This window comes from Pseudoxanthomonas sp. USHLN014, from assembly GCF_037153335.1.
Classification (GTDB): domain Bacteria; phylum Pseudomonadota; class Gammaproteobacteria; order Xanthomonadales; family Xanthomonadaceae; genus Pseudoxanthomonas_A; species Pseudoxanthomonas_A winnipegensis.
Map to the genome: position 1 here is coordinate 313702 of NZ_JBBCKO010000001.1, position 18675 is coordinate 332376.

Sequence of the window (18675 nt, forward strand, 5' to 3'; positions counted from 1 at the left end):
TTGTACGAAAAACGGCCTCATGCCGGCTGCCCGCGCCACACGCGCGCATGCAGCGGGTTGAAGCCCATGCGGTAGACCAGGTCGGCCGGCGCGTCGATGTCCCAGATCGCCAGGTCGCAGTCCAAGCCCGCGCGCAGCCGGCCCAGCCGGTCCTGTCGCCCCAGCGCCCGCGCGGCATGCCGGGTGAAGCCGGCGATGCACTCGTCCACGGTCATGCGGAACAGCGTGGCGGCCAGGTTCATCGCCAGCAGCGGACTGGTCAGCGGACTGGTGCCGGGATTGCAGTCGGTGGCCAGCGCCAGCGGCACGCCGGCCGCGCGCAGCGCCTCGATCGGCGGCATCAGCGTGTCGCGGGTGAAGTAGAACGCGCCCGGCAGCAGCACGGCCACGGTGCCGGCCGCAGCCATCGCCGCGACGCCGTCGGCGTCCAGATGTTCGATATGGTCGGCCGAGAGCGCGCCGTACTGCGCGGCCAGCGCGGCGCCGTGCTGGTTGCTGAGCTGCTCGGCGTGGATCTTGAGCTTCAGGCCATGCGCGCGCGCGGCCTCGAACACCTGCCGCGCGTGCGCCGGCGAGAAGGCGATGTCCTCGCAGAACACGTCCACCGCCTCGGCCAGGCCCTGCGCCGCGACCGCCGGGATCATCGTTCCGCAGACCTCATCGATGTAGGCCTGCGCCTCGACGCCGGGCGGCACCGCGTGCGCGCCCAGGAAGGTCGGCACGATCTCCACCCGGCGCAGTTCGCCCAGGCGCCGGGCCACGCGCAACTGCTTGCGTTCATGCTCCAGGTCCAGGCCGTAGCCGGACTTGATCTCCAGCGTGGTCACGCCTTCGCCCAGCATCGCGTCCAGGCGCGGCAGGCTGGCGGCGATCAGCGCGTCGTCATCGGCCGCGCGCGTGGCGCGCACGGTGGAGACGATGCCGCCGCCGGCGCGGGCGATGTCGGCATAGCTGGCGCCGGCCAGGCGCTGCTCGAACTCGCCGGCGCGGTTGCCGGCGTAGACCAGATGGGTGTGGCAGTCGATCAGGCCCGGCGTGATCCAGCGGCCCTGGCAGTCGATGCGCGTGGCCGCGTCGAAGTCCGGCGCCCGATCGGCCGGGCCGACATGCACGATGCGGCCCTCGCGCGCGGCGATCACGCCGTCCCGCAGCATGCCCAGGGTGCCGTCGTCGGCATCGAGCGTGGCCAGGTGGGCGTGGTGCCAGAGCGTGTCGCAGCGCAGGGGCATGGCATCTCGTCAGGAGCGCATTTGTCTATACAATAAGACCGGCCTTTGCAGCCTGTCCAGTCGAGGAACCCCGATGGCGCCAGCCGCTTGCTTCTGGATCGATCACGCCCTGCTGGACGAGGGCTGGGCGCGTGCGGTGCGCGTGTGCACGCAGGGCGGGCGCATCGCCTCGGTGCAGGCGGGCAGCGCCGCGCAGCCCGGCGATGTGCGCCTGGGCGTGGCGGTGCCCGGCCTGGGCAATCTGCACAGCCACGCCTTCCAGCGCGGCATGGCGGGCCTGACGGAAGTCGGTGGCGCGGCCGGCGACAGCTTCTGGAGCTGGCGCGAGCTGATGTACCGCTTCGTGCAGCGGCTGGACCCCGACAGCCTGCAGGTCATCGCCGAGCAGGCCTATGTGGAGATGCTGGAGGCCGGCTTCACCCGCGTGGGCGAGTTCCACTACCTGCACCACGGCCCCGAGGGTCGGCCCTATGCCGATCCCGGCGAGATGGCCACGCGCATCGCCGCGGCCGCGCAGGCCAGCGGCATCGGCCTGACCCTGCTGCCGGTGTTCTATGCCCATGCCGACTTCGGCGGTGCGCCGCCCAGTCCCGCGCAGGCGCGGCTGATCCATACCGTGGACGGGTTCGCCCGCCTGCTGGAGGCCAGTGCCACGGCGATCGCGCCGCTGGGCGATGCCGTGCTCGGCCTGGCCCCGCACAGCCTGCGCGCGGTCACGCCCGAGGAGCTGACCGCGCTGCTGCCGCTGACCCGCGGTCCGGTGCATCTGCACATCGCCGAACAGACGCGCGAGGTGGAGGCCTGCCTGGCCTGGTCGGGCCAGCGCCCGGTGCGGTGGCTGCTGGATCACGCGCCGGTGGACGCGCGCTGGTGCCTGGTGCACGCCACCCACGTCGAAGCGGACGAAGTGCAGGGCATGGTCGAGGCCGGCGCCGTGGTCGGCCTGTGCCCGATCACCGAGGCCAACCTGGGCGACGGCCTGTTCCCGATGCGCGACTTCGCCCGCGCCGGCGGCCGCTTCGGCGTGGGCTCGGATTCCAACGTGCTGATCGATGCGGCCGAGGAGCTGCGCCTGCTCGAATACGGCCAGCGCCTGGTCGCGCGCGGGCGCAACGTGCTGGCGCAGGGGCAGGGCGTGTCCAGCGGGCGCTGGCTGTTCGAGCAGGCCCTGCACGGCGCCGCGCAGGCGCTGGGCGTGGAGGCGGGCCTGCGGGTCGGCGCCGCCGCGGACCTGGTGGAGCTGGATCCCGACCATCCGGCGCTGCGCGCGCGCCAAGGCGATGCCTGGCTGGACAGCTGGCTGTTCGCCGCCCGCCGCGGCGCGGTGCGCCAGGTCTGGCGTCAGGGCCGGCTGGTCGTGCGCGACGGCCGCCATGTCGACGCCGCGGCGGTGGCCGACCGCTACGCCGCCGCGCTGGATCGGGTCCTGCGCGCATGAGCGCTCCACAGGCCTCGCCCGCGCCGCCGCGTTCGCTGCACCAGCGCATCCGCGACGACATCGAGGGCCGCATCCACAGCGGCGAATGGCCTCCGGGCCACCGCATCCCCTCCGAGCACGCGCTGATGGCGCAGTACGGCTGCGCGCGCATGACCGTGAGCAAGGTGCTAAGCCTGCTGGCCGACGCCGGCATGATCGAGCGCCGCCGCCGCGCCGGCTCGTTCGTTGCGCGCCCGCATCCGCATATCGAACAGGTGGCGCTGGACATCCCGGACATCCCGTTCGAGGTCGCCGCACGCGGCCACCGCTACCAGTTCCAGCTGCTGGCCCGGCAGCTGCGCAAGCCGCGCCGCGGCGACGCGCGCGAGGCCGAGCTGGCCGGCCAGGCGCGCGTGCTCGCGCTGCAGTGCCTGCACCTGGCCGACGACCGGCCGCTGGCGCTGGAGGACCGCCTGATCAACCCGGCCGCCGCGCCGCAGGCGGTGGACGTGGACTTCTCGCAGACCGTCCCGGGCAGCTGGCTGCTGCAGCACGTCAGCTGGACCCGCGCCGAGCACCGCATCAGCGCCATCGGCGTGGACGCCGCCCGCGCGCGCCTGCTGCAGGTGCCCACCGGCACCGCCTGCCTGGTGATCGAGCGCCGCACCTGGCGCGGCGAACAGCCGGTGACCTGCGTGACCCAGGTCTTCCTGGGCGACTCCTACGACCTGGTGGCGCGGTTCTCGCCCGGCGGGCGCTGAGCGGGCGTGCGTGGCGAGCGAAGGCGTCCTGCGTCTTGGACGCCGTGTCTAACTCCCTGACTAGTCAGACATGCGGCTGCCGAACAGCGCTTCCCGCCTACGCGGGAATGACGAGGGTAGGGCTGCGGCAGAGGATCAGACCGCAGATGAGGCAATCGTAAGACGCAATCCAGCCCCCTCCCTTTCGCCGAAGGCGAAGGGGAGGATTGGGGAGGGGTGAGCTTTTGACTTTGCTGTTGCTCCTGCGCTGCGCAAAAGCAACCGAAATACCCATTCGCGCTTCAAGGACGTCGAAGAACCTCAAAGGTCCTGCTTAGGTGGGAACCGAGGGTCTTCGATGGTTTCCGAGAAAGTCGCTGGATTCCCGCATTCGCGGGAATGACGTTCTTCGGCTATCAGGCGGCTATCAGGGGATTCCGGAGCGCTGTATGAAAGTCCCTGGATAGCCACGCATGCGTCCGCCGAACAGCACTTTCCCGCATTCGCGGGAATGACGATCGTTGGGAATGACGACCGGTGCTGTTGTCCGGGAGCGCTGCGCGGGCGCCGCTTAACGTGCCGGTGTCGGTGTCGGTGTCGGTGTCGGTGTCTGGGCCGGAGTAGGCGCGCTCATCGTGGCTTCGCACTGCCGCCAGCGCACGCGTTCGTCGCTGTCGGGGCGCGGGTTGAGCTGGATGCGCGAGAGCGCCAGGTCCGGGTACTTGGCCAGTTCGGCGCAGACCGTCGGCATCACCATGGCCTCGTCGGCCAGCATGTCCACCGACAGCGTCGAGCCGGAGATCCAGGCCGGCTGTCGCAGGCCACCGGCCTTGGCCAGGGCCTTGGCGACCTCGCCGCGCTGGCGGGCCAGCTCGGCGTCGGTCGGCGGTTCCAGCGACTGGGTCGGCGTACTGGCGGCGGGCACCGCGGGAGCCGAATGCGCCGGAGCGGAAACGGGCGCAGGCGCGACGCTCTCGGGCGGCGGCTCGGAATCGAGCAGGGCAGGCAGCCCGCTGACCAGCACGCCGAGCAGCAGCGCGGCAATCCAGCTCAGCCCGATGCGGCGGCGCGCGCGCAGGTTGGCCTGGCCGCTGATGCCCTGGACGGTCGCGCTGTCCACCATCGGCTTGACCTCGGCCCACAGCTTGGCGCCGTCCAGGATCTCGACATTGGAGCGCTGCGCCTTCTCGTGGCCGCCGGCGTCGACCAGACCCTGGGTAGCCAGGATGCTGTGCTGGGCGCCGCGCAGGCGCGCCTCGGAGGCCAGCTCGTCGATCGCCACCGAGCCGATGCGATAGGCGGTGCCGTGCTTGCAGCTCAGCAGCCAGTGCTTGCCCTCGGCGTCGCCCAGCAGCAGGCTCGGGTGCTGGTTGCGCACATCCTCGGGCTCGAAGGACAGGCGTTCCAGGCCGCGCAGCTGCAGCGCCGAGAGCACCAGGCGCGAGAAGTCGCGCCAACGCATCGCCGCCAGCGCCTGCAGGCCGGCCTGGGTTTCGTCGAGGCGGCGGCGGACCAGCCACAGGTAGGCGGTGGCGACCACGCCCACCAGCAGGGCCACGAGGGTCCCGATCAACCAGAACGGCATGAGGCGTACATCCGCTGAAACAGGGGGGGCATTCTACGGGCAACCGTGCTGGCGACCAGTCCGCGTTCGAAAGGCGTCGGCAAAGAGGATGGCGGGCCTGCGGGCAAGCAGCACACCGGAGGGCGCGGGCGGCTTAGTCGCTCGACTCGCCGGGCGCGGCAGGATCCGCGGGCGCCGGTCGAGGCGCGGCGCGCGGCTTGCGCACCGGCCGGTCCTCGGTGGCCTGGGGCGGAACCGGCGCGGGACCGGGCGGGGTGGAACGGGCCGCCGCCCTGCGCGCCCGCGCGCCGGCGGTGGGCCGCTCGTTGTGCGCGCGCAGCTTCTGGTTGAGCGCGTCGATGCGGTCGGCCAGCGCGCCCAGCTCGCGCCGGGTCGGCACCTCGAGCGCCTTCAGCGCCTCGCCGACGCGGGCGCGGAAGACCTGGTCCACGCGTCCCAGCGTCTCGCCGGCGCGGCTGCGCACTTCCTCGACGCCGTCGGCCAGGCCGGCGCGCGCGTCGCGGGTGCGGGCCTCGACCTTGCTGCCTTCGCGCACCAGCGTGTCGAACAGCTTGCTGCCCTCGGCCTGGGCGCGGCTGAAGGCGCCCAGCCCGGCCAGCCAGATCTGCTGGGCCGATTCGCCCAGCGACGCCTGCAGGCGCTCGGCCTGCTCATGCAGCGAGGGTTCGAAGTCGGACGGGCGCTGGCGCTCGGTTTTTCTGGTGGCCATGGATCACTCCGATGCGGTCGGGACGATGCCTGGCAGTGTCCGCAGCGGCCGGTGAGCGCCGTGTCGAAGATGGGCCGACCAGGGCGTTTAGGCGAAGCGCTCGCCCAGCACCCGGCGGATCTCCGACTCGATCGGCCCCTTCATCGCCGACAGCAGGAAGCCCAGCTCGGCGGTGACATGCAGCGCGCCGGGCTGCATGGCGATGCGCCCGTCCACCCCGGATCCGTTGAACGCCAGCGTGTCGCCGTCCCAGTGATGGCTCACCCCGAAGCGCGCGTGCAGCTTGCCGGCCACCTCTTCCAGGGCCTGGCGGGTCTGCTCGGGCGACTTGTGGTGGGGATGCTGCAGTTCGATGCGGGACATGGCGCTGGGCTGGCGAAGGACAAGCGCGCATTGTCGCCCAACCGCGCATCGCCTGTGGAAGGCGCGTGCCGCGCCGGGGCTTGCGAAGCCCGAACCCGTGGGCCTGCGTGCTAGTCTCCCGGCCGCGTGCAGAACCTCAGTCTCCATTTTCCCCAAGGCCGGACGGCCGACCGTGCCCTGGGCACGGGTATACACCGCATCGTGCGCGAAGCCAGCGGCACCATCGGCGTGGGCGATGCGGTGCCCGGCGCGTTGCTGGTGCAGTTCAGCCTGGACCGGCGCGGCCTGTGGCTGCAGGTGCCGCCGGGCATGCGCGGCATCCATGTCAACGGCCGCCCGGTGCGGCGCATGGCCATGCTGCGTCCGGGCGATGCGGTGTACGCCGATGGTGTGGAAGTGCTGGTGCGCGGCCAGGCACCGCGTCCGGCCTCCTCGGCGCCGATGGCCCAGGCCGAGCCGGATCCGCGCGTGGTCCTGCGCGGCATCGGCGGGCGTCACCACGGCCGCGCCTTCACCATCGGCAGCGGCTGCAGCGTCGGCGCCGGCCGCGAGGCCGACATCGTGCTGGATGCGCCGCACCTGTCCGGCCTGCACGCCGTGCTGGGCCGCGTCTCCGGCGGCGTGCTGCTGCGTCATCTGCAGGGCGGGGTCACCAGCGTGGTCAACGGCGTGCCCGTGCACGAGGCCGTACTGAACGCCGGCGACCAGGTCGCCTTCGACCCGCAGTCGCGCTTCGTGGTGGAGATCCCCTGGAGCCAGCCCGATCCGTCCGACCCGGCGGCCTCCGAGACGACCGTCAGCGCTCCGACGCCGGCGGCGGTGGCGCCACGGGCTTCGCTGAAGCGCTGGCCCTGGCTGCTGCTGGCCGCGGCGGTGCTGGCCGGCGTGCTGGCGCTGCTGCTGCTGTTCGCGCCCGCCTGATCGCCTTCCAGGCGCGCCAGCCCAGCAGCAGGGCGAGCAGGCCGGCGTAGAGCGCCGGCTCGCGGATGTCGGACTTCACCAGCCACCAGAAGTGCAGCACCGCCAGCACGCCGATGGCGTAGATGGCCTTGTGCAGCTGGCCCCAGCGCCGCTTGAGCCGGCGCATCCAGCCCTGGGTGGAGGTGATCGCCAACGGCACCAGCAGCAGCCAAGCGGCGAAGCCCACAGTGATGTAGGGCCGCTTGACGATCTCGGCGAAGATCTGGGTCCAGTAGCCGCCCAGGTCCAGGCCCAGATAGGCGGCCAGGTGCACGGTGGCATAGGCGAAGGCATACAGCCCCAGCATGCGGCGGAAGCGCAGCAGCACCGCCTGGCCGGTGAGCTGGCGCAGCGGGGTGATGGCCAGGGTGAAGATCAGAAAGCGCAGCGCCCACAGCCCGGTGAAGTGCTCGATCTGCGCGATCGGATCGGCGCCCAGCGCATCGCTGCCGTTGCGCCACACGTCCCAGAAGCGCCAGCCCAGCAGCGCCAGCGGCGCCAGGCAGAGCAGGTGGACGACGAGCTTGGCGAGGGTGAGGGGTTTCATTTTTTGGGGATTGGGGATTGGGGATTGGGGATTGGGGATTGGGGATTGGGGATTGGGGATTGGGGATTGGGGATTGGGGATTGGGGATTGGGGAGGAAAGCGTCTGCGTCAGTGCGCTGCTTCTGCCCCCTCCCTTGCGCGTAGCGCAGGGGAGGGCTGGGGAGGGGTTAGCCGTTGCTGTTGCTGTTGTTGCTTCCCTCTCGGGCTAATCGCGAAAAGCACCCCTCCCCCTCAGTCGCTAACGCGACTTCGAGCTCCCCTGCGCTTCGCGCAAGGGAGGGGGCGGGTCATGCGGCTCACGCTAGCGTCGCTTGGTTCCCGGCTCTTCGCCTTGATCACAAGTTCCTCTTGCCTACTTCTGCCAGTGCTCCTAGCTTCGCTCGAATCCCGAATCCCGAATCCCGAATCCCGAATCCCGCTCAAAACCACTTCCGCAAATCCATCCCCGCATACATCGAAGCGACCTGATCGGCATAGCCGTTGAAGGGGCGGGTAGGGATGCGCTCGGCGAAGAGTTTGCTGGCGTTGCCGGCGATGCGGCGTTCGGTCTTCTGGCTCCAGCGCGGGTGGTCCACGTCCGGATTGACGTTGGAGAAGAAGCCGTACTCGTTGGGCTGCAGGTCGTTCCAGGCGGTCGGCGGCATCTTCTCGACGAAGCGGATCTCCACGATCGACTTGATGCTCTTGAAGCCGTACTTCCACGGCACCACCAGCCGCAGCGGCGCGCCGTTCTGCTGCGGCAGCGGCTTGCCGTAGACGCCGGTGGCCAGGAAGGTCAGCGGATGCATCGCCTCGTCCATGCGCAGGCCCTCGCGGTAGGGCCAGTCGATCGAGCGGTAGGCGATGCCCGGCATCTGGCGCGGGTCGGCCAGGGTGGTGAAGGCCACGTACTTGGCCTTGGCCGTGGGCGCGAAGCGCTTGAGCACCGCCGCCAGCGGGATGCCGTCCCACGGGATCACCATCGACCAGCCCTCCACGCAGCGCAGGCGGTAGATGCGCTCCTCGCTCGGCGCGGACTTGAGCAGGTCCTCCAGCGCCAGCGTGCCGGGCTTCTCGCACTCGCCGGAGACCTTGACCGACCACGGCGAGGTGCGCAGCGTCTTGGTCGCGCTCGACGGATCGGTCTTGCCGGTGCCGAACTCGTAGAAGTTGTTGTAGCTGGTCACGTCCTCGTAGCGGGTCAGCGTCTCGCTGGTGCGGAAGCCGGCCTTGGCCTGCTCGGGCGTGACGACGGTCTTGGGCGCGTCGGGCGGATCGGCGTCGGCGCAGCCGGCCAGGGCCAGCGCCGGCAGCGCGGCGGCCAGCTTGAACAGGTCGCGACGGCCGCGGTAGACGGCTTCGTCGGTGACCTGGTGATCCTTGAGGGTGAGGGCGTCGCGTAGGGACACGGTGCATCTCCTGCGAAAAGTCACATGGGCAACCAATGGGACGCGCCAGCAGGCGAAAAATTCCCGCCCTTGCACGCGTTTGCGCCGGGCGATGGATTCGCCTGCAACCACCTTACGCGGATCGCGGCAGGACGGATGCAAAGGCGGCCGTTGGGCGATTCAGCCTGCGGCATACTATGTGCCCCCTGATCGAGGCCGCCATGTCCCGCGTCCACAACTTCAGCGCCGGCCCCGCGGCGCTGCCCGAAGCCGTCCTGCGCCACGCGCAGTCCGAAATGCTGGAATGGAACGGCGTGGGCGCCTCGATCGTGGAGATCAGTCACCGCAGCGCCGAGTTCATGGAGGTCGCCGCACGCGCCGAGGCCGATCTGCGCACGCTGCTGACCATTCCCGACGACTACGGCGTGCTGTTCCTGCCCGGCGGCGCCACCACCCAGCAGGCGCTGCTGGCGCTGAACTTCGCCAGCCCCGGCCAGACGGTGGACTACGTGGTCACCGGGCACTGGAGCAAGACCGCGATCAAGCAGGTCAAGGACTACGTCGACGTGCATGTGGCCGCCAGCAGCGAGGCCGAGGGCTTCACCGACATCCCGCCGCGCGCGGACTGGCGGCTCTCGCCCGATGCGGCCTATGTGCACATCACCGCCAACGAAACCATCCATGGCGTGGAGTTCCGGCACACGCCCGAGGTGGGGCAGGTGCCGTTGTTCGCCGACTTCTCCTCCTCGATCGCCTCCGAGCCGATCGACGTGTCGCGCTACGGCGTGATCTATGCCGGCGCGCAGAAGAACCTGGGGCCGGTGGGCGTGGCGGTGGTGATCGTGCGCCGCGACCTGTTCGAACGCGCCGGACAGCCGCGCGCGGACATCTTCAACTACGCCTCGCATCTGGCGCGCGACTCGATGCTCAACACGCCGCCGACCTGGAACTGGTACCTGGCCGGGCTGATGTTCCGCTGGATGCTGGACCAGGGCGGCGTGGAGGAGTTCGCGCGGCGCAGCGCGGCCAAGTCGCAGCTGGTGTACGGCGCCATCGATGCCTCCGGCGGCTTCTACCGCAACACCGTGCATCCGGCGGCGCGCTCGCGCATGAACATCCCCTTCTTCCTGGCCGACGAGGCGCTGACCGCGCGCTTCGTGGCCGAATCCAAGGCCGCCGGGCTGATCGGCCTGAAGGGCCACAAGGCGGTCGGCGGCCTGCGCGCCTCGCTGTACAACGCCTTGCCGGTGGCCAGCGCCCAGGTGCTGGTGGACTTCATGCACGACTTCCAGCGGCGCAATGGCTGAGCCACTGCGCTTGGCTGTCGTGGGAGCCGGCCTGGCGGGAGCCGCCATGGCGGCGATGAGGCTTTATCGGTGAAGCCCCATCGCCGCCGTGGCGGCTCCCACAGAGCAGCCGCCAAATTCCGCTTTACGGATGACCTCGAATGACCAAGAAAATCCCCAAACCCGCAAGCGCGCCGAGCAAGTCGCCGGCCAAGGCGGCCAAGCCCGGCAAGTCGGCCAAGGTGGCCAAGGCATCCGCCAAGGACGCCAGCGCCTCGCCTGCCGAGCCCGAGTTCGACCTGGCGCAGGTGCGGTCGCGCATCGACCATATCGACCGCGAGATCCAGGCGCTGATCGCAGAGCGCGCCGGCTATTCGCTGCAGGTCGGCAAGGCCAAGGGCAAGCTCGCCGCCGCGGTGGACTATTACCGCCCCGAGCGCGAGGCGCAGGTGCTGCGCATGGTGGTGGACCGCAACCAGGGCCCGCTGTCCGACGAAGTGCTGGTGCACGTGTTCCGCGAGATCATGTCCTCCAGCCTGGCGCTGCAGGAGCCGCTGAAGATCGGCTACCTGGGCCCGGAAGGCACCTTCAGCCAGCAGGCCGTGCTCAAGCACTTCGGCCGCTCGGCCCTGGGGCTGCCCATGGCCAGCATCGAGGAGGTCTTCCAGGAAGTGGAAAGCGGCAGCGCCGACTTCGGCGTGGTGCCGGTGGAGAACTCCGGGCAGGGCACGATCCAGATCACGCTGGACATGTTCCTGACCTCCGACCTGAAGATCTGCGGCGAGGTCGAGCTGCGCGTGCAGCAGTTCCTGATGTCGCGCAGCGGGCGCATCGCCGACATCGAGCGCATCTACGCGCACCCGCAGTCGTTCATGCAGACCGCCGGCTGGCTGCGCTCCAACCTGCCCAAGGCCGAGAAGGTGCCGGTGTCGAGCAATGCCGAGGGCGCGCGGCGCGCGCGCAACGCGGACGATGCGGCGGCGATCGGCGGCGAGAGCGCGGTGCACGCCTATGGCCTGAAGAAGGTCGTGATGAGCCCGATCCAGGACGACAAGGACAACACCACGCGCTTCCTGGTGGTGGGCCGCAGGATCTTCCCGCCGTCCGGTCACGACCGCACCTCGGTGTTGGTGTTCATCCACGACAAGCCCGGCGCGCTGTTCGACGTGCTCAGCCCGTTCGCGCGTCATGGCATCAGCATGAACCGCATCGAGTCGCGGCCCAGCCACCACGCCAAGTGGGAATACGGCTTCTTCATCGATTTGGCCGGGCACGTGGAGGACGAGGCGATGAAGCAGGCGTTGGCCGAGCTGGAAGCGCATTCGGCGCAGATCAAGGTGCTGGGTTCGTATCCGGTGGCGGTGCCTTGATGCCGGGTGCGGCTTGAGGCAAAAGCTTTCGTACCTCTTCGAGGCACGAGTTACTTTTCTTTGCTCGTGCAAAGAAAAGTAACCAAAAGAAAACACGCTCGTCCTCGCGCCCTGCGCTGCACGCAGGGTCCGCGCCACCAGCGGAATTCCCGGACGCGGCATCCTGCCGCGACCGGGAACGACGCACATCCATGTGCGTCGCCCCTGCGGGGTTTGCCCGCTGGTGGCGCCGCTGCGGATGAGGGGGCAAAGCGGGAGCAGCAACAGCAGCAACAACAGCAACAGCAGCAACAACAGCAACAGCAACAGCAACAGCAACAGCAACAGCAACAGCAACAGCAACAGCAACAGCAACAGCAACAGCAACAGCAACAGTTTTAGTGGTAGCTGCGGCGAAACAAGCAGCAAGACTTTGAAGCACAACGCGGCGTGGGCCGCTGGACTGGACAAGACGATGACCTCGCAATCCTGGATCGCTCAACCTGGCTCGGCGCTGCATGGCGCGCTGGCCATCCCTGGTGACAAGTCGGTCTCGCACCGGGCGGTGATGTTCGCGGCGCTGGCCGATGGCACTTCGCGCGTGGAAGGCTTCCTGGAAGGCGAGGACACGCGCGCCACGGCGGCGATCTTCGAACGCCTCGGCGTGCGCATCGAGACGCCGTCGCCGTCCACGCGCATCGTGCACGGCGTGGGCGTGGATGGACTGCAGGCGCCGACCGGCGAGCTGGACTGCGGCAATGCCGGCACCGGCATGCGCCTGCTCGCCGGCCTACTGGCCGCGCAGCCCTTCGACAGCGTGCTCATCGGCGATGAATCGCTGTCCAGGCGGCCGATGCGCCGCGTCACTGCGCCGCTGGCGCAGATGGGCGCCAGGATCGAAACGCGCGAGGACGGCACGCCGCCGCTGCGCATCCACGGCGGCCAGGCGCTGCACGGGATCGACTACGCCTCGCCGGTGGCCAGCGCGCAGATCAAGTCCTGCCTGCTGCTGGCCGGCCTGTACGCCGACGGCGACACCACCGTGCGCGAGCCGCATCCCACGCGCGACTACACCGAGCGCATGCTCTCGGCCTTCGGCGTGGACATCGACTTCTCGCCGGGCTACGCGCGCCTGCGTGGCGGCCAGCGCCTGCGTGCGACCGATATCGCGGTGCCGGCGGACTTCTCCTCGGCGGCGTTCTTCCTGGTCGCCGCCAGCATCATTCCCGGTTCGGATGTGACGCTGAAGGCGGTGGGCCTCAATCCACGCCGCACCGGCCTGCTCGAGGCGCTGCGCCTGATGGGCGCCGACATCGAGGTGCACGACGCGCGCGAACACGGCGGCGAGCCGGTCGCCGACCTGCGCGTGCGCTACGCCGCGCTGAAGGGCGCGCGCATTCCCGAAAGCGGGGTGCCGGACATGATCGACGAGTTCCCGGCGCTGTTCGTGGCCGCGGCCGCCGCGCAGGGCCAGACCATCGTCAGCGGCGCGGCCGAACTGCGCGTCAAGGAATCCGATCGTCTGGCGGCCATGGCCACCGGCCTGCGCACGCTGGGCGTGCGAGTGGACGAGACGCCCGACGGCGCGACCATCCACGGCGGCCCCATCGGCGGCGGCACCATCGAGAGCCACGGCGACCACCGCATCGCCATGGCCTTCTGCATCGCCGGCCAGCTGTCGTCCGGCGAGGTGCTGGTGCGCGACATCGCCAACGTGGCGACCTCGTTCCCCGGCTTCGACACCCTGGCGGTGGGCGCGGGATTCGGGCTGACGCCGGCGCGCTGAATCCAGCGGCCGGACGAGGCGTCGAAACTGTGACGCCGTCGTCCTTCGGGAGCCCTTGGGCACATTGTCCGTGACCGGCCAGGCCTGCATGCTGGCCCCCTTGAAACAGGGGGAATGCCATGGATGCGTGCATGGGGCTGGGCTGCCAGACCTGGCCGCCGCAGGTCTGGGCGGCGTGGGTGCAGGCGCTGCTGTCGATCGCCGCGATCGTCGGCGTGCTGCTGGTGGTACGGCGCGAACAGCGCGCGCGGCAGCGCGCCGAGCGCGAGGCCGAACGCCTCAAGGCGCGCAGCCTGGCCCTGCTGGCCGGCGCGGCCTGTGATGAGATCACCGCTGGCCTGACCGCCGCGCTCGGCCTGCGCGCGGTCGGCGCCGATGCCGCCCTGCTGGGCGCCTCGGGCCGTCAGGCCGCGGCGGTTCCCGAAGCGCTGCGCCAGCTGATTCCCGAGTTGTATCGCCTGGGCGAGAGTGGGGCGCTGCTGCAGGATCTGGTGCTGACTCTGCAGGGCATCGCCTCGCTGCAGCGGCGGTTCGACCAGCAGGTCGAACGCGATCCCTCGGGCGCGGCCGTGCTGCTGCCGTTCGTGGCCGAACAGTTCGAACTGGCGCTGCTGCTCAGCGAAGAGGCCGGCCTGCGCCTGGCCAACCTGTTCGAGGTCAACCCGTTGCATGCGCGCGACTTCGATGCGCCGGGCGCGCTGTCGCCCTCGCGACCGCGCATCGGCGACGACCACCGGGCGGATTTCCACCACCCGCGCTGAGGCCACGCCGCCGGCTCAGGCCGGCTGCAGGCCGGGCTTGCCGTGTTCGATCGCCAGGCGCGCGAAGCGTTCCAGCTTCGCGCCCGGCACCATCACGCGGTCCACCGTCTTCAGATCGCCCACGCAGGCGTCGCGCTCGACGGTGCACAGCACATAGCCGCGCTTGTCGGTGGTGACCTTCAGGTGCGGGTTGTGGGCCAGCGTGTCGCGCGCCTCCTGGTCCACGCCCAGGCCATCGGAGCCGGAGGTGATGGAGGTGGCCAGGAACTCGCTGGAGATCACGCCGGATTCGGCGTTGTCCTGCACCAGATCGCTGGCGTAATGGCGGTGCGCATCGCCGCAGACGGTGACCACGTTGCGATGTCCGGCCTGGTCGATATGGCCCAGCAGCCGGCGGCGGCTGGACAGATAGCCGGACCACTGGTCGTCGGATTCCACCAGCTGGCCTTTCCTCTCGAGCGTGTAGTCGCCCAGCGCCACCTGGTGGGCGATCACCTGCCAGCGCGGCGCCGGGTCGGCCAGCCCGTCGAACAGCCAACGTTCCTGCGCCTGGCCCGTGATCGTGCGCTGCGGGGACTCGACCACGGCGCGGTCGGCCATGTCGGCCGGCTGCTTGCTGCGGTATTGCCGGGTGTCGAGGAAGTGCACGTCCAGCAGCCTGCCCCAGCGCGCGCGCCGGTACAGCTGCAGGTGCCCGTCGCGCGGAAAGGCGCTGCGGCGCAGCGGCATGTTCTCGTAATAGGCCTGGAAGCCCTGCGCACGCCGCAGCAGGAACAGCTCGCTCGGCGTGCCGTCCTGGTCGTCGACACTGGCCCAGTTGTTGTCGATCTCGTGATCGTCGAAGGTCACGAACCATGGCGCCGCCGCATGCGCGGCCTGCAGATCCTGATCGGTCTTGTACTGCGCATAGCGGCGGCGGTAATCGTCCAGCGTGTAGAGCTCGGGACCGACGTGGTTGCGCAGGTTGGTGAAGGGCCGGCCGTTGACCTTGCGGCTGGCGGTGGTGTTGGTCGCGCCTTCGTAGATGTAGTCGCCGTAGTGGAAGACGAAGTCCAGCGGCTCGTCGGCGATGTGGCGCCAGGCGGTGTAGTGGCCTTCCTCGTACTGCTGGCAGCCGGCCACGGCGAAGCGCACGCGCGCAAGATCCGCGTCGGCCGCCGGCAGCGTGGCGGTGCGGCCGATCGCGCTGGTATAGCCGGCGATGTTGAAGCGGTACCAGTAGGGCCGCGCCGGTGCGAGGCCCTCCAGCTCGACATGCACCGCGTGCCCCAGCTCGGGATGGGCCAGCGTGGTTCCGCTGCGCAGGATCCTGCGGAAGTCCTCGTCCTCGGCAAGCTCCCAGCCCACCACCATCGGCCGGGTCGGCATGCCGCCGCCGTACTCCAGCGGCTCGGTCGCCAGGCGCGTCCACAGCACCATGCCATCGGGGGCGGGGTCGCCCGAGGCCACGCCCACGGTGAAGGGCGTGGTGTCGAACTTCGGCGACTTGAGCAGGTTGCGCAGGCTCAGGCCGGCGGCGTCCTGCTCGGCGGCCAGCACCGAGGCGGTGCCCACCCAGGCGCCGAGCGCCGACAGGCCGGAGAGCTGAAGAAAGCGGCGACGATCGATGCCCGGCATGTTGGCCTCACTGATAGATGATGTGGAAGTAGAAGAAGCGCCCGTAGTCGTCGATCTCTGTGCGGTACCTGCCGCCCGGGCCCATGCTGTAGGTGGGCTGGGTATTGAAGAGGTTCTTGGCCTCGTACTTGAACGAGACGTGCTTGGAGACCCGGTGGCTGAAGCCCAGGTTGAAGGTCATGTACGGGTCGTAATACGAATCGAGCCAGGCCGTATCGCCGAAGTCCACCAGCATCTTGGAGCGGTAGTTGCCCGACACGCGCAGCTGCGCGTTGCGCCAGGGCATGCGCCAGATCGCCGAGCCGTTGAGCGACCAGTCCGGCTGGTAGAGCAGGCGGTCCAGCGCACGCGGCTGGCCATCGCTGGTGACGTATTCGGTCTTGCCGAACAGCCTCGTCGCGTTGAAGTACAGGTCGAAGCGCTGATCGCCCCAGCGCAGTGAGCGGTTGGCCAGCGCCAGTTCGGCGCCGTGCAGCGTCGACTCGTCGGTGTTCATCGGCTGGGTCACCTTGTAGGTGACATCGTCGAGGACCTGGTAGGTGGTCAGGGTGTAGATGTCGTCCTTGATGATCTTGTCGAACAGCGCCAGCGAGACGATGCCGTTGTTGCCGTTGAAGTACAGGTCCCAGGCCAGGTCCAGATTGGTCGACTTGCGCGGATGCAGCTGGGGATTGCCACGCCTGATCGTGCAGTAGCCGCCGCCGTCCTCGTCCTCGGCGCAGCTGGTGCTGCTTGCCTGGGCGACATTGCCCGGCGTGGGCCGGCCCAGGGTCTGGCTGACCGAGAAGCGCAGGCGCTGGCGCTCGCCGAGCTTGAACAGCGCGTTCAACGAGGGCAGCAGGTTGCTGTAGCCGCCCTTGGATTTCCTGAAATCGGCCGTGTAGGTGGTGCCGCCGTCATCGCTGTACGGGCTGAAGGCATCGAATCGGGTGTGGTCGTAGCGCAGGCCGCCGAGCAGCAGCGCCCGTTCCCAGGCGTACTGGGCCGAGACGTAGGCATCGGCGATGTCCTCGACGTACTTGTAGTCGCTGCTGGAGTCGGCGTTGCGATAGGCCTTGTCGTTATTGGCCAGCCTGGGCACCAGGCCATCGGTGAGCTTGGCGTTGTCGATCAATGGAAAGCCCGGCACCGTGCCCACCAGCGTCGCGCCGGGATAGAGGTAGGCGTTGAGCGTGTCCTTGGTGGTGTAGTAGGTGAAGTCCACGTCCTGCCAGATGTTCAGGTGCCGATACTCGGCGCCGCTGGCCAGGCCGAAGCCGCGCGCCTCATCGCCGGTGTTGTGGGTGAAGTCCAGCCGCACGTGTTCGATCCGCTCCTGCGCGTCGCGCGGCGAGACGTAGGCCTGGGCCGGGTTGAGCTTGTAGGCCGAGCCGAGCAGCAGCCGCGGGTCGGACACCGCGATCGCGTTGGGGAAGCCGTGGTCGTCGTTGGCATAGTCCACGAACAGCCCGGTCGGATAGGCGCGCACGCCCCAGTACACCTGGGTGTTGTCGAAGGTCTCCTGCGTGTGTCCGGCGCGCAGGCTCAGGCGCGAGGCTTCGTCGATGTCCCAGTCGAAGCTGGCGATCGCGCCGAAGTTGGCGCGGTCCCAGCGATCGTGCCGGTTCTTGATGTAAATGCTGTTGATCTGCGTGGTGCCGCCGTCGGCGGTCTGGTCCTGGATGTCGAACTTGGCGTTCGAATACAGGTCGGTCTTGTTCATGGTGGAGTTTTCGTAGAACCGGTACCCGTACATCAGCAGTGAGGCGAGGTAGGGCGCATCGACAGGTCGCCACTCCAGCTTGAGCGAGCCGCCGAAGTTGGTGATGTAGTTGGTATAGGTGCCGGTACTGAAGTTGCCCGGCGCGCGCAGGCCGTTCCAGCCAGGCAGCGTGTCCGGCCCGGTGCTGCCGTCGGTCAGGTAATTGCCGGCCGCATCGAAGAAGTAGTTGCTCTCCACCCAGCGCTTGACGCTGTTGCGCGAGCGCTGCTGGTAGCGGCCGACCGCCACGATGCCGAACTGATCGTCCGCGCCGAAGGTGTCGGAGAACACCAGCTTGGCGCTCTTGCCGTAATGCCCGAGCGTCTTGTGGTTGCCGCCGGCGCTGCGCTGGACATCGGTCGAGGCGGTGGAATAGATGCCGGCCGCGTCGGCGAAGACATAGCGCCCGGCGCGGTCGAACGCGCTGCGACTGACGATGTCGATGATGCCGCCGATCGCATCGGGCGCCTGCTGCGCGCCGAAGGTCTTGTAGATGTCCGTGCGCGTGCCGATGTCGCTGGGGATCAGCTGCAGATTGGTCATGCGCTCGCCCGAGCCGCTGTTGCCGACGCTGGCGATGGCGATGCCGTCCAGGCTGGTGAAGTTGAGATTGGGCTGGATGCCGCGGATGGTGACGAAGCGCGGCTCGCCGGCGTCCTCCACCGCGCTGATGCCGGGCGCGGCCATCAGGCTCTCGGCCAGGGTCTCGTCGCCATAGCTGTCCATCTCGTCGTAGATCACCGAATCCTTGACCACCGCCGCGCGCTTCTTCTGCTCGATCACCTCGTGCGCGGCGATGGCCTTGACCGTCTCCAGTGTGTTAGGACCCTTTTCGGCTCCGGCGGCGACAGCGACTCCAGCGTCGGCATCGGTGAGATTGCTGCTGGCAGCTGCTGCCGCGGCAGTGTCATCTGGCCTGCGAGTGACGTCGGCAGGTGGGACGGGCGAGCGATCCACCGCCAGCGCGGCCGACGATGCGCCCAGTGCGGTGCAGACCAGACAGGCACCCAGGGCGCGACGGCGTCGCGCCTTCGGACAGGCAGGAGCGGCATCAGGCATCGAAAGCGGTCCAGGTGTGCAAAGCCCGACAGCGTGCGCAGCGCCTATTGCGCCTTCGTGACCACGACCACGCGCAGTCCGTCAGCGGCGACATGCGTCACAGTCGAGCTGCCGCGCTCGATCCGTCGATCCGCAACCCGGCGCGTCGCATCGCCGCAT

Annotated in this window: 14 protein-coding genes and 1 pseudogene; 7 read left to right on the forward strand and 8 right to left on the reverse strand. The window is 69.4% G+C overall.

Annotated elements, in window-relative coordinates; genetic code table 11:
- Positions 1-17: 17 nt before the first annotated feature.
- Positions 18-1223 (reverse strand): imidazolonepropionase, encoded by a 1206-nt coding sequence (gene hutI, locus WFQ05_RS01420; RefSeq protein ID WP_337052735.1) that lies wholly within the window; start codon positions 1221-1223, stop codon positions 18-20.
- Positions 1224-1302: 79 nt separating this feature from the next.
- On the opposite strand from hutI, the gene WFQ05_RS01425 reads away from it, so the two are divergent.
- Positions 1303-2667 (forward strand): formimidoylglutamate deiminase, encoded by a 1365-nt coding sequence (locus WFQ05_RS01425; RefSeq protein ID WP_337052316.1) that lies wholly within the window; start codon positions 1303-1305, stop codon positions 2665-2667.
- Complete coding sequence (gene hutC, locus WFQ05_RS01430) at positions 2664-3407, forward strand: histidine utilization repressor (protein ID WP_337052317.1); 744 nt, start codon at positions 2664-2666, stop codon at positions 3405-3407. Before WFQ05_RS01425 ends, hutC begins: the two co-directional genes overlap by 4 nt.
- 550 nt (positions 3408-3957) lie before the next feature.
- On the opposite strand, the gene WFQ05_RS01435 is transcribed toward hutC, so the two are convergent.
- The 3 genes from WFQ05_RS01435 to WFQ05_RS01445 form a co-directional block, all read right to left on the reverse strand.
- A complete protein-coding gene (locus WFQ05_RS01435) occupies positions 3958-4971 on the reverse strand; it encodes a restriction endonuclease (protein WP_337052320.1) in 1014 nt (337 codons plus the stop codon).
- Between the two features lie 133 nt (positions 4972-5104).
- Positions 5105-5680: a phasin family protein gene (locus tag WFQ05_RS01440; RefSeq protein WP_337052321.1), complete on the reverse strand. Its 576-nt coding sequence runs from the start codon at positions 5678-5680 to the stop codon at positions 5105-5107.
- A gap of 87 nt (positions 5681-5767) precedes the next feature.
- A complete protein-coding gene (locus tag WFQ05_RS01445; protein WP_130519643.1) occupies positions 5768-6043 on the reverse strand; it encodes a polyhydroxyalkanoic acid system family protein in 276 nt (91 codons plus the stop codon).
- A gap of 441 nt (positions 6044-6484) precedes the next feature.
- Between WFQ05_RS01445 and WFQ05_RS01450 the strand changes: the two are divergent.
- Positions 6485-6700, forward strand: a pseudogene (locus tag WFQ05_RS01450) (FHA domain-containing protein); the annotation flags it as partial.
- Positions 6701-6839: 139 nt separating this feature from the next.
- On the opposite strand, the gene msrQ reads toward WFQ05_RS01450, so the two are convergent.
- Together msrQ and msrP are read right to left on the reverse strand one after the other, a co-directional pair.
- Positions 6840-7550 (reverse strand): protein-methionine-sulfoxide reductase heme-binding subunit MsrQ, encoded by a 711-nt coding sequence (gene msrQ / locus WFQ05_RS01455; RefSeq protein WP_337052322.1) that lies wholly within the window; start codon positions 7548-7550, stop codon positions 6840-6842.
- A 419-nt stretch (positions 7551-7969) separates the two neighbouring features.
- Complete coding sequence (gene msrP, locus WFQ05_RS01460) at positions 7970-8938, reverse strand: protein-methionine-sulfoxide reductase catalytic subunit MsrP (protein WP_337052323.1); 969 nt, start codon at positions 8936-8938, stop codon at positions 7970-7972.
- 200 nt (positions 8939-9138) lie between these two features.
- Between msrP and serC the strand changes: the two genes are divergently transcribed.
- The 4 genes from serC to WFQ05_RS01480 all read left to right on the forward strand — a co-directional run bounded on the left by serC (position 9139) and on the right by WFQ05_RS01480 (position 14099).
- The gene (gene serC / locus WFQ05_RS01465; protein ID WP_337052324.1) at positions 9139-10224 is read left to right on the forward strand and encodes a phosphoserine transaminase; all 1086 of its coding nucleotides are present in this window, start codon (positions 9139-9141) and stop codon (positions 10222-10224) included.
- A 140-nt stretch (positions 10225-10364) separates the two neighbouring features.
- Positions 10365-11573 (forward strand): prephenate dehydratase, encoded by a 1209-nt coding sequence (pheA, locus tag WFQ05_RS01470; protein WP_337052325.1) that lies wholly within the window; start codon positions 10365-10367, stop codon positions 11571-11573.
- 454 nt (positions 11574-12027) lie between these two features.
- The gene (gene aroA / locus WFQ05_RS01475) at positions 12028-13338 is read left to right on the forward strand and encodes a 3-phosphoshikimate 1-carboxyvinyltransferase (protein ID WP_337052736.1); all 1311 of its coding nucleotides are present in this window, start codon (positions 12028-12030) and stop codon (positions 13336-13338) included.
- A 119-nt stretch (positions 13339-13457) separates the two neighbouring features.
- On the forward strand, positions 13458-14099 hold the full coding sequence (locus WFQ05_RS01480) for a hypothetical protein (RefSeq protein WP_130531170.1): 642 nt from the start codon (positions 13458-13460) through the stop codon (positions 14097-14099).
- Between the two features lie 15 nt (positions 14100-14114).
- On the opposite strand, the gene WFQ05_RS01485 is transcribed toward WFQ05_RS01480, so the two are convergent.
- Both WFQ05_RS01485 and WFQ05_RS01490 read right to left on the reverse strand, forming a co-directional pair.
- A complete protein-coding gene (locus tag WFQ05_RS01485) occupies positions 14115-15716 on the reverse strand; it encodes an alkaline phosphatase D family protein (RefSeq protein WP_337052326.1) in 1602 nt (533 codons plus the stop codon).
- A 7-nt stretch (positions 15717-15723) separates the two neighbouring features.
- Positions 15724-18516 (reverse strand): TonB-dependent receptor, encoded by a 2793-nt coding sequence (locus WFQ05_RS01490; RefSeq protein WP_337052327.1) that lies wholly within the window; start codon positions 18514-18516, stop codon positions 15724-15726.
- Positions 18517-18675 lie beyond the last annotated feature (159 nt).

Excerpts from the sequence above, each read along its gene's own strand:
- WFQ05_RS01425 (WP_337052316.1), top strand. The coding sequence starts at position 1,303 with ATGGCGCCAGCCGCTTGCTTCTGGATCGATCACGCCCTGCTGGACGAG.
- hutC (WP_337052317.1), top strand. The coding sequence starts at position 2,664 with ATGAGCGCTCCACAGGCCTCGCCCGCGCCGCCGCGTTCGCTGCACCAG.
- WFQ05_RS01435 (WP_337052320.1), bottom strand. The coding sequence starts at position 4,971 with ATGCCGTTCTGGTTGATCGGGACCCTCGTGGCCCTGCTGGTGGGCGTG.
- WFQ05_RS01440 (WP_337052321.1), bottom strand. The coding sequence starts at position 5,680 with ATGGCCACCAGAAAAACCGAGCGCCAGCGCCCGTCCGACTTCGAACCC.
- WFQ05_RS01445 (WP_130519643.1), bottom strand. The coding sequence starts at position 6,043 with ATGTCCCGCATCGAACTGCAGCATCCCCACCACAAGTCGCCCGAGCAG.
- msrQ (WP_337052322.1), bottom strand. The coding sequence starts at position 7,550 with ATGAAACCCCTCACCCTCGCCAAGCTCGTCGTCCACCTGCTCTGCCTG.
- serC (WP_337052324.1), top strand. The coding sequence starts at position 9,139 with ATGTCCCGCGTCCACAACTTCAGCGCCGGCCCCGCGGCGCTGCCCGAA.
- pheA (WP_337052325.1), top strand. The coding sequence starts at position 10,365 with ATGACCAAGAAAATCCCCAAACCCGCAAGCGCGCCGAGCAAGTCGCCG.
- aroA (WP_337052736.1), top strand. The coding sequence starts at position 12,028 with ATGACCTCGCAATCCTGGATCGCTCAACCTGGCTCGGCGCTGCATGGC.
- WFQ05_RS01480 (WP_130531170.1), top strand. The coding sequence starts at position 13,458 with ATGGATGCGTGCATGGGGCTGGGCTGCCAGACCTGGCCGCCGCAGGTC.
- WFQ05_RS01485 (WP_337052326.1), bottom strand. The coding sequence starts at position 15,716 with ATGCCGGGCATCGATCGTCGCCGCTTTCTTCAGCTCTCCGGCCTGTCG.
- WFQ05_RS01490 (WP_337052327.1), bottom strand. The coding sequence starts at position 18,516 with ATGCCTGATGCCGCTCCTGCCTGTCCGAAGGCGCGACGCCGTCGCGCC.